The organism is Polynucleobacter sp. 39-46-10, assembly GCF_002282275.1.
Genome location: NZ_NCJB01000010.1, coordinates 16,365 through 28,243, shown reverse-complemented (window position 1 = coordinate 28,243; position 11,879 = coordinate 16,365). Strand labels below are relative to the sequence as shown.

Annotated in this window: 14 protein-coding genes and 1 pseudogene; 9 read left to right on the top strand and 6 right to left on the bottom strand. The window is 42.2% G+C overall.

What is annotated here, in order from left to right:
* The first annotated feature begins 190 nt into the window (after positions 1–190).
* On the top strand, positions 191–781 hold the full coding sequence (locus B7X71_RS02115; protein ID WP_293597108.1) for a hypothetical protein: 591 nt from the start codon (positions 191–193) through the stop codon (positions 779–781).
* Positions 782–783: 2 nt separating this feature from the next.
* Here B7X71_RS02115 and B7X71_RS02110 read toward each other — a convergent pair whose 3' ends face one another.
* Positions 784–933 (bottom strand): hypothetical protein, encoded by a 150-nt coding sequence (locus B7X71_RS02110; RefSeq protein ID WP_293597107.1) that lies wholly within the window; start codon positions 931–933, stop codon positions 784–786.
* A gap of 71 nt (positions 934–1,004) precedes the next feature.
* Positions 1,005–1,448 (bottom strand): annotated as a pseudogene (locus tag B7X71_RS02105) (DUF6641 family protein); the annotation flags it as partial.
* A gap of 387 nt (positions 1,449–1,835) precedes the next feature.
* On the opposite strand from B7X71_RS02105, the gene B7X71_RS02100 reads away from it, so the two are divergent.
* A complete protein-coding gene (locus B7X71_RS02100) occupies positions 1,836–2,285 on the top strand; it encodes a hypothetical protein (RefSeq protein WP_293597106.1) in 450 nt (149 codons plus the stop codon).
* 319 nt (positions 2,286–2,604) lie between these two features.
* Positions 2,605–3,171: a site-specific integrase gene (locus tag B7X71_RS02095; protein WP_293597105.1), complete on the top strand. Its 567-nt coding sequence runs from the start codon at positions 2,605–2,607 to the stop codon at positions 3,169–3,171.
* Here B7X71_RS02095 and B7X71_RS02090 read toward each other — a convergent pair.
* Complete coding sequence (locus B7X71_RS02090; RefSeq protein ID WP_293597104.1) at positions 3,163–4,140, bottom strand: hypothetical protein; 978 nt, start codon at positions 4,138–4,140, stop codon at positions 3,163–3,165. The genes B7X71_RS02095 and B7X71_RS02090 overlap by 9 nt on opposite strands.
* Positions 4,141–4,327: 187 nt before the next feature.
* On the opposite strand from B7X71_RS02090, the gene B7X71_RS02085 reads away from it, so the two are divergent.
* The 3 genes from B7X71_RS02085 (at position 4,328) to B7X71_RS02075 (ending at position 6,288) form a co-directional block, all read left to right on the top strand.
* Positions 4,328–5,131: a hypothetical protein gene (locus B7X71_RS02085; RefSeq protein WP_293597103.1), complete on the top strand. Its 804-nt coding sequence runs from the start codon at positions 4,328–4,330 to the stop codon at positions 5,129–5,131.
* A gap of 63 nt (positions 5,132–5,194) precedes the next feature.
* On the top strand, positions 5,195–5,884 hold the full coding sequence (locus tag B7X71_RS02080; RefSeq protein ID WP_293597102.1) for an AAA family ATPase: 690 nt from the start codon (positions 5,195–5,197) through the stop codon (positions 5,882–5,884).
* A gap of 89 nt (positions 5,885–5,973) precedes the next feature.
* Positions 5,974–6,288: a hypothetical protein gene (locus tag B7X71_RS02075; protein WP_293600147.1), complete on the top strand. Its 315-nt coding sequence runs from the start codon at positions 5,974–5,976 to the stop codon at positions 6,286–6,288.
* Here B7X71_RS02075 and B7X71_RS02070 read toward each other — a convergent pair.
* The 3 genes from B7X71_RS02070 to B7X71_RS02060 form a co-directional block, all read right to left on the bottom strand.
* Positions 6,285–7,499 (bottom strand): tyrosine-type recombinase/integrase, encoded by a 1,215-nt coding sequence (locus B7X71_RS02070; RefSeq protein ID WP_293597100.1) that lies wholly within the window; start codon positions 7,497–7,499, stop codon positions 6,285–6,287. The genes B7X71_RS02075 and B7X71_RS02070 overlap by 4 nt on opposite strands.
* A 62-nt stretch (positions 7,500–7,561) precedes the next feature.
* Positions 7,562–8,731: a DUF262 domain-containing protein gene (locus tag B7X71_RS02065; protein WP_293597099.1), complete on the bottom strand. Its 1,170-nt coding sequence runs from the start codon at positions 8,729–8,731 to the stop codon at positions 7,562–7,564.
* An 8-nt stretch (positions 8,732–8,739) separates the two neighbouring features.
* A complete protein-coding gene (locus tag B7X71_RS02060) occupies positions 8,740–9,969 on the bottom strand; it encodes an adenine-specific methyltransferase EcoRI family protein (protein WP_293597098.1) in 1,230 nt (409 codons plus the stop codon).
* A gap of 190 nt (positions 9,970–10,159) precedes the next feature.
* Here B7X71_RS02060 and B7X71_RS02055 point away from each other — a divergent pair, with 190 nt between their 5' ends.
* The 3 genes from B7X71_RS02055 (at position 10,160) to B7X71_RS02045 (ending at position 11,840) form a co-directional block, all read left to right on the top strand.
* Positions 10,160–10,474 carry a hypothetical protein gene (locus B7X71_RS02055; RefSeq protein WP_293597097.1) on the top strand — a complete coding sequence of 105 codons (315 nt, stop codon included), beginning with the start codon at positions 10,160–10,162 and terminating at the stop codon, positions 10,472–10,474.
* Entirely contained in the window at positions 10,449–10,724 is a 276-nt protein-coding gene (locus B7X71_RS02050) for a hypothetical protein (protein WP_293597096.1), read from the top strand. Before B7X71_RS02055 ends, B7X71_RS02050 begins: the two co-directional genes overlap by 26 nt.
* A gap of 138 nt (positions 10,725–10,862) precedes the next feature.
* Positions 10,863–11,840 (top strand): YafY family protein, encoded by a 978-nt coding sequence (locus tag B7X71_RS02045; protein WP_293597095.1) that lies wholly within the window; start codon positions 10,863–10,865, stop codon positions 11,838–11,840.
* The last annotated feature ends 39 nt before the right edge of the window (positions 11,841–11,879 follow it).

The following is an 11,879-nucleotide window of genomic DNA, read 5'->3' as shown; positions in this document are numbered from 1 at the left end:
GGGAATGGGCTTGCTAAATGGGCTGACTGTGGCTGACTCTGCTTGATTTTGCTTGGCTCTACGGTAGGTGCGGATGTTTTTATCCTGCGGGACGGTGCGCAACTGGCTGAGATATAGGAATCCTCTGTGCTATTGGGGGTTGGCTGGGATATAGTTTAGCCAAACACCCCTCTCCCGAAAGGATTCGGTTATGCGCGATGCAGTAAAAAACCTCATTACATTAATTGGTAACGAAAAAATTACTTGGCTAGCAAAAGAGATGCAAGAACGCCTTGAGCGCCAGCATGAGGAAAATGATGCCCTGTACGACTACACAAGTGTTGGAAAAGTGCTCTATGGCAGAGCAAATGATAAAGCAGAACTTGGTGAAGAGGAAATTGGCGCAGACTGGATTTGCTTAGCCGAAGAATTTGGTGAGGATGATCTTCGGTTTGAAACCTGTGGCAATCCGCCTTATAAATTTCAAGATTACATACTTAGCCATGCCGTCAAATTAGATCCAAATGTAATCATTGGGATGGTCTACGAGCATGAAAATGAGTACTTTATTGGCGCTAGGTATATTGCCTTTAAAGATGGTGCCATTTGTAGTAGTGAAGAGAGGCTAGATACCTATAACTACAGAGTAGTCAGCGAATATGAGCTTGAAGAAGTCGCCGAAGAGCTAAAAGAAAACGAGAGTGACGACGTTTTAATGTCTTTCGATGACTATTGGAGCATTCAGGAACAACAAAGCAAAATAGCCCTGAGCGACCTTAAGGATCTACTCAAAAATAAATAGCCTTATAAGGCTGCCAGCTGTTTCTGCCCTGCAGCAATCTTCTGCCTAGCTCGCTCAGCTTTCACTGCTTCTTGGGCACGCTTGACCTGCGCTTGCATAGCCTTAATTCGCTGTTGCTCTGGCGTTGGGGTTGTGACTTCTGTGATCTTCATTTGCCGCCCACATGAAATTTTTTCATGTAGATATTTAGCGTCCAGCGTCTAGTTGCTGGACGCTTATGCTTCTATCGCTTAAAACCGCTACGCAAACTAGCGCTAGCCGTTTCAATTTGAGCATCGAGCTCGCCAGCCTCTACTGCTGACTTAATGGACTCAAGTGCTTTAACTAGCTCAGGGCCACTAGCAACTTCAACGCTTGGCTTGCCTTTTGCAAGCTCAATAGTCCAACTTCCATATTTCACAGATACACAGACTTTGCCTTGCTCCGATTGGAACCACCAAGGCTTTAATCGCTTTGGCATTTCTACCTGCTTACGTAAACCTGTTTCTTTGTCTTTAATAGTTTTGAATTTTGTCACGACAAAGGGCGTCCCATCCATTTGGCTCTTAGCTAGCTGGATCTGCTCCCACAGCTTGCTAGAAAGCTTATTCCTGCGAATCACGATTGCAGGCATATGGGTTGGTTTTTTAACTGCTACGAGTTTTAAGTTACTTAATGCGCTCATTGTTTTCTCCTTGTTTGTTAATGGGCATAGTTAGTTTGTTTTCGATCATTAAGTTTGGTCGACCTCTTTTTGCGTTTATCCATAAATCACCTCATTTTTGCCAGGAAATTTAGGGGTTTTCTTTGTGCGGACTAAATACTTTTGCGAGTTGCATGGTTACAAAGTGTGGTCGCAAGAAATGAAAGTAGTCGCGTAATGAGTTAGTTGCAAAGGGGTTACTAGGGTGGCAAATGAGTAACTCTGACTTGCGACTGCACCTGCAACTTCTCTTTTGAGATCTGCAACTGAACTCCTTGCAACGATCTTTTGATCTCTACCCCCTCAGTAACCAGCACAACAGGTAACTGGCAACTTTGCGAGAACTCAATCAATTTGAATAAGGAGAACGATATGAGAGAAATAGCGGTTAGAGGTTTTATCAATGAAAAATTCAATACAACCTTTGGCAAGGGTCTATTTAGGCGGGCTGTCTTTAATGGATCAGTGGAATTACATAACCCAAATCAGAAATATCTAGTGGATTACTTTTCTTATCTAGAGTGGGAAGCTCAAGCAAAATCGGATAAGCAAATTGAAGCAACAAGTCAATTAACAAATTCAGGCATTGCTCAAGAAGACGACATGCTCTTTTCTTGGTTAGTTCATTACGACCCATTAACAAAGTCAAAAGAGCGAGCAGATGGCTATAGCGTGTATTCCCCAAGTACACGTGAGTTATTCATAAAAATCGATGATCCCTCAAATCAAACAATTGATGAATGGACTTTAAATGTTCATAACTGCAAATCAACGGGCGCAAATAAACCTGTGTTTATTGCTGCAAACGTTGATTTAACTTAACGCATTAACTACACCCCTCAAAAAACGCCTATACACAACGATCTTGTGACATCACAGCGTCTAGTTGCTGGACGCTACGCAAACCGCATACAAGCTGGATTTGAGGGGTTATTTACAGTCTGTCGTCTAAATCCCACGATCTTCATGGGAACCACGGTTTTACAGACTAAATACATGCTTAAAAAAGCACCAAAGAAAAGTGTAGTTTTCTTTAAGTCATTGATTTTAGGAAGGTCTATTTTGCCTAAATTTCGGTCGACCTTTTTCACAAAAGAAAACACACTTAAGCATGCTTTTTATTTAAATAAGGAACAACAAAATGGCTCAAGCAAAAACTTTTACCACTGCAGAACTTGATCAAGTATTGCGTTATGTCTCAACAAAAAAATACGCTCAGCGCGATCGTGCATTAATTCTTACTAGTTTTTGGTCTGGCATGCGGGTGGGCGAAATAGCTTCGCTCAAAATGGCAGATGTGGTTAATGAAGATGGCACGATTAAAAATGAAATTCGTTTAAGCGGAGCGCAAACTAAGGGCGGCCACCCAAGAACTGTATTCATTCCAGCCAAATTACAAGCAGAACTACAAAGCTATCTAACAACACGCTTTGCACGTTTACCGCACTTACCCTTCTTTCATAGCGCCAATCGCCTAGGATTTTCAGCAAACAGTCTATGTCAGTGGTTCTTTTGGGTTTATCGCGCTGCGGGAATTTCGGGGGCTAGCAGCCATTCAGGAAGAAGATCATTTTTGACCTCCCTCGCAAACAAGGGTATTGGCGTGCGAATACTTGCCAGCTTGGCTGGACATCGCTCCATCGCAGTAACGATGAAGTATCTCGATGCAAACGATGATATGAAGAGAAACGCAGTCGAGTTAATCTAGTAAGTCTGTTTTACCAGCAATAAAGTCAGGAAACTTTTGCCTGGTCTTGCTTCCAGGTAATTTCAGTTGATCTGTAAGTCTGTTTCGCCTTGCAATCTCATACTTTAAAGATACTGAGTATTCATCTTGTAGCCACATTTTCCATGATGATTGCGCATCATCAACCTTACCAATCGCAGCCAAATAATCTTGATGGTATTTTTCACCAAAAGGCATAAAGTCATCTGCGGCAATAATTTTGCTGCCATTGGGAAATGATCTGCGCTCTACATTAGCCAATGTAAATCGGGCTTTGTATAGATATCGACCTGTTAGGCTGTTCAGCTGATTGAACCTCTTATCTCTAGCTTCAACTCTTCTTTCCGAAGTTCTGACTTTCAAGTGTGGCGCCAGTTGTAATCTATCGCCAATTTGCCAAACCTTAATATCCTCATAAAGTAGTCGATATAAAAGTACCCAGTACTCCAGCTCAATCACACGTAATCGATACCTTTTTGTGTGTAACTTAAATGGTGCATTCGCTGTTGCTGTCACATCTAAGTCTCTACCATCATGCAGCACACTCAAGACTTCTCTAACTTGCTTGAGAATAGTTTCCTTACGAATAGTTAAAGGAATTTCTAAGTAAAAAGCCTTTTCTTTAAAAGGATGTTCATTTAGATTTTCCAGGTCCAATGTAATGACCTTGCCTGGACGTTTTGCTTCGGCAAATACATTCACACCCGTTTCTTCCCACCACCGTCGGAAGTTACTGGTTTTGAGATTTCCAGCCAACTCATAAGTCTTGGCCATTTGTGCATCAACCAATGCATGCCCCGTCTCTCTTGCAAACCAAAATACGGGGCTAAGGCGCAAATACTCCCACCACCAACGATAGATAGAGTCCTCTGCATCGTTAGCCAATACCTCAGCGTCTGATCGCGTAAAGCCCCGCAGGCCCTTATAAAACCGTGATTTTGTGCTTGTCATGGGTAATTTATAACACTTTGTTTAATAAACGTCCATTTAGTGTTACGACTGTTTTAATCCTTCATATCGTGATTCACATCACCGCTCTTTAACAAATGAAGTAATTCGCAAAACCCGTGTTTCACGATTGCTGCATTGCATTCCGCAGCGCAGCATTTTTAACGCCATTTCTTATACAGGAGGACATATGGCACAAGCAATCACAACAGCAAAACTAGCATTTCAACCAACAACGGTAAATCTCGCATATGCAAATGCGCTGATTTCTCAGTTAGACGGCCTAGTCAGCCAACGCAAACAGTGGGAATCTACTGACTACAAAAAGGCAAACGAGGGCTTGTATAGCCTGTTAGCAAATTGCTTAGAAGTCTTCAAAAGCAAATTCGTTGATGCTGACGATAGCGATAAAAAGACCCTACGCAACGACCTATCTGCTCGCTTGACTGCAGAAGGGGTTCGCGTTCAGCGTAACACCACAACACTCACTATGTTCGTGCGTTTTGTGTTTGGTAGCGATCGTAAGCGTGCGCATGGTTATACCTATGTGCTCAAAGCAGCAATTTCTTACGAGATCCCCGCAGCCAATTTGCCCAACTGGATTGTTGAGCAAGGGGGCATTGAAGAAGTTCGCAAACGCATGATTGTTTCAGAAGAAGCACTACAGCGTAAAGCGGACTTAGCCGTAGCACAAGCGCAAGTCAAAGCAAGCATCGAGCAAGCAACAGTAACGCCATTAGCAAAGTTGCCAATGCCAGGTGTCAGTGGGGAATATGCATTGCTCCTAGCCAAGCCAGATCCAGACGGCATGCTATCCATCGTTGGGGCAATCTCTGACATTAATGCTGCGTTCTATAACGCTTGCTTAATCAGAATGGCCCGTAGCAAAGCAGAAGCTAACGCAGAAAGCAAAGCCTTAAGCAAAGAAGCTTCTGACTTGCTTGCAAATAGCGCTATTGCAGCAAACGAAGAACGCTTACTAAAAGCAGCCTAAGTAGCAATCAAAGGGGTGGCACTCACTGTCACCCCACTTACCAATACCAATAAGGAGTCAAGAGTGAAAACTGCAGACAAATATAAACCCACCAATCTAGGCGAAGTGATTTACCCCAATGAGGCCGTCAGAATTCGCATCCAGGCATACATGTCAGGGCAACTTGAAGGTAATTTATTGCTCTGGGGCCCAAACGGGACAGGCAAAACCAGTGTTGCAGACTTATTGCCTCAATATATCAGCGGCAGCGATGCACAAATAGACACTGACTTTGAGTCAATCCTCAAAAGAAGTGACTTAGGTGGCTACATCGCAAACTCATGCAGCGTTGCTGATCTTTGTGGGCACAAGAAATACTTCATGGTATTTCATGAATTTGACAATGTAGCGTGCAATGTCAACGAACTTTGGACTGCTATGGACAAACATTCAGATAAGTTGATGGTGATCATTACCACCAACAATCCATTGAGCGTTCATAAAAGCTTGCGTTCACGCTGCGATGAGATTTCTTTCCCAGCGTTAACTGCCCGTCAAGTATTGCCCAGAGCTCAAAAATTACTAGGGGTAGAAGGGGTCAATCTTCCTGATGCGCAAGTATTGCACTACCTGGAACAAATCGAGCACTTTGGTGACTTACGAAAATATTTCGCCAAGCTTGATGAGATTCTTTTGCTCTCACGCATGGGCGCAATTCTTCCACCAACCCCAAGCACAAGCAACAAACCACGATTCAAGTTCTTAGTCGTCTAAAACAAGTCATTAAAAGAAATACCTCTAGCGTCTATTAACTAGACGCTAGAACAACCATGAAATCAATTAATTTAATAAAGGATTTAAAAATGAAAAACTTATCAAATAAAACTATTCCTCATACATCATCCAAAGCTCAGGTAAGCAAGTTACAACGTGTACAAGACGTTTTTGCAATTGAAGTTAAAAACGCCAAGTATCGTGGCGCTACCTTTAGCGGCATCATTGAATTAGTAAACGGCTCAGACAGTATCCGTAAATTTAAAGGGGCTTACCGTGCTAACGCCAAGCTAGCTTGGTTTGGTCAACAGCTTAAAAAACGCAATCCGTTTATTAATCTTGCTGGCGCCGAAGTAACGCTATTACCTTGCTATACAGGCAACGTTGTTACTTCTTTGGGTTAAGCCAACTTCTCAGCATTCATCATAGGGGTTAGCTTGCTGTAATGACGCTCAATCATGCCAACACTGGTGCCCATTTGCCTGGCTAATGTGTGTATATCAACACCGCTAGCTAGAGTAAATGTGGCATAAGTATGGCGCAGACTATACAGCGTTCTAGCTTGACCACTGCCATCTAAACGCATATTGCTGCGAACCATTAAGTTGCGAAAGATGTTTTCCATATTGCTAATTTGTTCACCCGTTGGCAAACGAAATATCAATCTATCAACCTTAGCCTCAATCACCGCATTTAATCCCGAATACGGCAACTCTTGCCACTTCAAAATTCCTTCCAAAACCTTGATCACTCTATTCTTAGCGATTAAATAGCGTGGGCCCGTCTTGCCTGACACCCAAATCCTCAAATATTTCTTATTACCAATCCAGTGCCATTGCAAATGCTTCCAGCGCAGAGGCAATGCTTCTGTTCCATGACGAACACCTGTATTGACTAAAAACTCGATATAGAAAGAGCATAGTGTTCGCATCATGGCCGTTCTGTCGGTATAAGAACTCTTTTGCCAAGTCTCCGTATAGCTTAGTAACTCCTTTATTTCTTCGGCAGTAAAAGCAGGGCGGGGCAGGCTACGCTTGCCTTTGCTATCTAATAGCGGCACTAACTGGTTATGCCCAATATATCCACGATCTCTAGCTAGGTTGATTACACGGATATAGGCGCTGGCGTGATTACGCTTAGTGCTCGCCATGGGAATCTTGCCCATCTCGCTAATTCGCCAACTCTCAAAATCACCCAGCATCTCTACTGTGATCTTGCCAACTTCATATTGCCCAAAGAATGGAATCAAATACTTGTTAATAGCAAAGGCGTAGTCACGATAAGCGCGTTTACCAGTCTTGTTGTGGGTGGCTTGTGCCATATTGGCAATTTCATCCAAAGCTACTTGCTTAAAGGTTTTAGTGACTGCCGATAAACCTGAGCCTATTTTGATTTTGACAGCTTCGTAAATGGCGATAGCTTGGGTTTCGGCTAGAGATACATCTTCTGTAGCAGTAGAGGCTGTATGCCATTGCCCACTGGGTAACTTGAAGCGGCATTGCCATTGACGACTATTGGCTCGCTTGAAGAGGGTTAGCTCACCCCTTAACAATGAGATTGTTTTACGCGAACTCAGGGTTGTATTGACTGGAAAGAGATATCGAAAGTTTTGCAAGTTGGGCGTCTAGTTACGGGACGCCTACAAGCTTAAATTCAGATTAGGGTTTGGGCGACCGCCTAGCGATTTCCCTTTGCCCGATTATGAGTCTTGCACAACATCTGACAATTTTCTATGTTTGTGCCACCACCCTTACTCCAAGCAGATACATGATCAGCGTCCATGTCTGAAAGTGCCCAGATCTTCTTTTTATTGGCATCATGCCCCATTACACAATGGGGACAGTTCGATTCATCTTTAGATTTAGCTTCGTCTGTCTGTAAGTGATAAACAGATTTTTTAGTGGCTTCATCAAAGACTCGAACTTCTAATAGTTTTGTATCAATTGAGCCGCCTAAAATAAATTCAAAGACTCCCTTTCGGTTCTTGATGTATGAATCACCATAAAGAGTTTTTACCTTATCGGAAATATCCGCGGGGTTATAAGAAGACTTGTGATAAGTCTCATAAAGCCGGCCCCACTCAACTCCTCGCATCTCACTTTCTACATCAATAAATACTGTTGAAACCCAATCAATTACAGTATTAAAGTAAGTCGATAGCTCCTTAATATTATCGTCATTACGATGGCGACTCATATAGTCACCGATATTCCCCTTGCTTACCCAGCCCAGTGCGCACTCCAAAAACTCCTGCCTAATAACGCTGCCTTTTATGTAAGCAGCCCATTTTTGAATATTAGCGTTTTGACTATTGCTGAACTCTTCTTTTGCACGAGTAATAAATTTACCTGAGTAAACAGCGTTTAATAACTCCTGCTCATTAAGTGGAACTCCAGCGATATTAATGGTTTTAAACCACTCTTTAATTTCGCTTTCCTGCCCCTCGCATTCATAAATTAATAATTTTGTAGCTTTAATTAACTCTTTCTTATCTTGAGCCAATCCGCTAAAGTACTGCTCCATCCCATTACTGTCCTTGATTGCAAACTTATTTGTAATGAACCTACCAATGCTCGTAATACGCTGCTGCCCATCTAGTACTTCAAGCTTGTTGTCAGCAATCTTATTAAAGTAAATCAGTCCCAATGGATATCCTTTAAGCATAGATTCAATAACAGCTGCCTCTCGCCTTCCACCCTCTTCCGCATATATGTAGTTTCTTTGGTATTCAGGCTGAATAGTAAGTTTGCCAGCGAGCCCAAATAAGCCCTTACCCTCAAGCTCGTTATAAATAAAACCGTCACAGATATCGCCTGCCGTGATATCTACCCTTAGAGTTGTTTTCATATTTCCCTTTAACGGTGCCTGATAAAAATTCTTTGGTATGCAGACTGAATAACTCGCCCCTCTTTATTGATGAAGTAGTTTTTCTTTCCATCATTTCCGACTAGATTGGCGTTCTCATTTGTCTTCCCACCTGAGGAACCAGTTCGCCTACCATCTTGACGAACCTCCCAATAATCATCATATTTTTTGATGTCAGGAACTGCGTCATGGCAGCCGCGTTGCGTTGCTCCTAGAATCTCAAATTGGTCGGGGTTATATTTGTCTAAAAAACTAATCGGTACACCCATAACACCCTCGTAGTCACTTGGAATAGAGTCTGTAAAAGGCACCTCTATTGCATCGTAATTATCATAAGTGTCATACTTTTTCTTACCTTTAATTTGTTTATGACGGCTAAACTTTAAATTCTCCGCCATAGTCATTAGGGGCAGCGGCCTATGGCGACGCCCATGGTCAAGATTTGTAAACCAACATGAATTACCAAGTCGAGTAAAGTCCCCAACATACCCCATACGAGCGGCTTTTTGCCTGTCGCTTTCGTTAATTTCTGAGCCGTTAGGAACTGCAAACACCATATCGTTTCCATTTCCGGTTGCACCAAGCCAAATCTTGTCCTCTTTAATAAGGGGGAAAATTTCTTTGTAGGTAATTGCATTCATATTCCCAATTATTGAGAATTGTTTTTTATAGTCCATTAGTTGTTTGACATACTCCCGAAATAAGCTGAATGGGGGGTTAGTCACTACGATATCCGCCTGCTTAAGCAGCTCAACACATTCAGGACTACGAAAGTCCCCATCGCCGTCTAGCGGTGTCCACTCATTTGCCTTATTTGCTTTTAACTGCTCAGCAACATCCATAAGATTAAATTCGCCATCGCCATTAACATCTTGAACTTTATTAATTATGAATTTATTAGCGGTAGCCTTAGGCCGCCCTTTTGAGTTTGGCTCCTCTTCATAACCCCCAAGTAGCTCCAACTGAGTATTTGCTACAGGCGATGGTTTGTAACTTGTAGTTATGAGCTGCTTAAGACCAAGTTTTTTAAAATTGAGTACGAAATATCGAAAAAAATTGCTCTCATAAGGATCATCGCAATTACAGTAGAGAACCTTGCCTTTGAACGCCTTTGGATCGTAATCTAAATAAGCCTCAACTTCCTTTTGAATATCTACATACTGCGTATAAAACTCGTCATTTTTTGCACGCTTGGCGTTTGTAAGGCTTTTATTTGCCATATTATCTAGATCTCCATTGCTTCTTAACTTTTATTGTACTAAGCGTCTACTCTCACCATTCTATATACAGGCCTTACGCCACACGCACACACATTAACTTTGTCGTTTTAAACGACATTACTATCCCAATAGCTCACTCTATGAGCCCATCAAACTGTAATTTATCTCCATATTCACCCAGGAGATAGTCATGAAATACCTAATCACCATCTTTTTATTTGCCCAAGCAGCTTTATATGCCCAAAAGAGCTTTGCCCAAGCAGTTCCTTTTAGTGCTTCTGCCTATAACTGGGAGAACAGCCCTAATAACTTTAATAACAGCTCTTACAACTGGCAAAACAGTCCTTATAACTACAACAATAGCCCGAATAACTTCAATGCCACCAATGGGGTATACGACAATAAAGGTAATCGCCTAGCTTACGAAGTACAAGCACCTACTGGAGTTACCAATTACTTTGACAACTCGGGTAATCGTATTGGCTACACCCCATCCAAGCGATAGCGCCGTGATTTCCAGTGCAATCATCCTAAGCATCTTGGTACCGCTACAAATTTCCCTCAAGAATCCAAGAATAGAGCCTTTTATTGTCAAAGCAACAATTGATGCGGCAATTATTGCGGGCTTGCCGGCATCAAAAGCAGCCAGAAAGTATGCCCTTGTCAGCCAAACCCCTGAAACTTTAGCAATGGCATCAAGCCAAGCGCCTGAGATTGTCAGTGGGAGAAGATTATTTTTTAGGCGATATTTTTAGTTTCTAGTATTAATATTTGGGTGAGGATGGCTAAATCAGCTTTAATTACAACAACATATCAGCACACATTAATGACATTAGTTCTGATTATCTTATCGCTTATCGTAGTCATATTAAGACTTCTCTTGTGAGGCATCTATGGGTGATGTAGAGCGGCTTCACAAAATTAAATACATGATTCAGGCACGTCAATGCGTGCCGCTTGATGATTTCTTAAACGAGCTAGAAATATCCAAAGCTACATTCAAAAGAGATCTTGAATATCTTCGCAGCAGGATGAATGCTTCTATCGTGTATGACCGTTTCAAAGGTGGCTACTGTTTTGGTAGGCAAACGATTGGAGAAAAGATTGAACTACCTGGTTTATGGTTCTCGGAAAAAGAAGCTACTGCACTAGTTCTCATGCAACACCTTTTATCAGGCTTAGATAAGGGTGGCTTAATTGAACCTCACATTGCACCCCTGACTTCAATCATTGACGGGATTCTTGGACAGAGCAACACGCCAGCCAAAGAGCTACGCAAAAGACTAAAAGTATTTGGCATGGCCGCTAGAAAAAGCCCTATTGAAAACTTTGAAGAGATTGGAAGCGCCTTACTAAAGAGACAGCGACTACAAATTACTTACTACGCCCGTGGAACTGATAAAACAACTGAGCGAGAAATATCACCCCAACGTCTAATCTTTTATAGAGATAACTGGTACTTAGATGCCTACTGTCATTTAAGAAAAGATTTAAGAAGTTTTGCTCTCGATGGAATTCGCAAGGCAATCATTACCAATACCAAAGCCGATGAAATCTCAGAAAAGCAATTACATGAACACTTTGCAGAAAGTTATGGGATCTTTTCGGGCAAAGCCAATCAAAGAGCTAAGCTAAAGTTCAACGCAGAAAAAGCACGATGGGTAAGCAGCGAAACATGGCATGGGCAACAGATAGGCTCTTTTGATAAAGAAGGCAATTACCTTTTGGAGTTTGATTACAACCAAGATCCTGAGCTTGTCATGGATATATTGAAATACGGATCAGGCGTTGCGGTGTTGGCACCAGCCAGCCTACGCAAAAGAGTAAAGGAAGAGCTTGCGAAGGCACTACAGAGTTATAACGTCCAATAACTAGACGCCCGTTACTCCAAGCCCTGGAATATCTATTAA

Coding starts and splice junctions, on each gene's coding strand:
- B7X71_RS02095 (WP_293597105.1), top strand. CDS start 2,605: ATGGCTCAAGCAAAAACTTTTACCACTGCAGAACTTGATCAAGTATTG.
- B7X71_RS02085 (WP_293597103.1), top strand. CDS start 4,328: ATGGCACAAGCAATCACAACAGCAAAACTAGCATTTCAACCAACAACG.
- B7X71_RS02115 (WP_293597108.1), top strand. CDS start 191: ATGCGCGATGCAGTAAAAAACCTCATTACATTAATTGGTAACGAAAAA.
- B7X71_RS02075 (WP_293600147.1), top strand. CDS start 5,974: ATGAAAAACTTATCAAATAAAACTATTCCTCATACATCATCCAAAGCT.
- B7X71_RS02110 (WP_293597107.1), bottom strand. CDS start 933: ATGAAGATCACAGAAGTCACAACCCCAACGCCAGAGCAACAGCGAATT.
- B7X71_RS02090 (WP_293597104.1), bottom strand. CDS start 4,140: ATGACAAGCACAAAATCACGGTTTTATAAGGGCCTGCGGGGCTTTACG.
- B7X71_RS02055 (WP_293597097.1), top strand. CDS start 10,160: ATGAAATACCTAATCACCATCTTTTTATTTGCCCAAGCAGCTTTATAT.
- B7X71_RS02065 (WP_293597099.1), bottom strand. CDS start 8,731: ATGAAAACAACTCTAAGGGTAGATATCACGGCAGGCGATATCTGTGAC.
- B7X71_RS02100 (WP_293597106.1), top strand. CDS start 1,836: ATGAGAGAAATAGCGGTTAGAGGTTTTATCAATGAAAAATTCAATACA.
- B7X71_RS02045 (WP_293597095.1), top strand. CDS start 10,863: ATGGGTGATGTAGAGCGGCTTCACAAAATTAAATACATGATTCAGGCA.
- B7X71_RS02060 (WP_293597098.1), bottom strand. CDS start 9,969: ATGGCAAATAAAAGCCTTACAAACGCCAAGCGTGCAAAAAATGACGAG.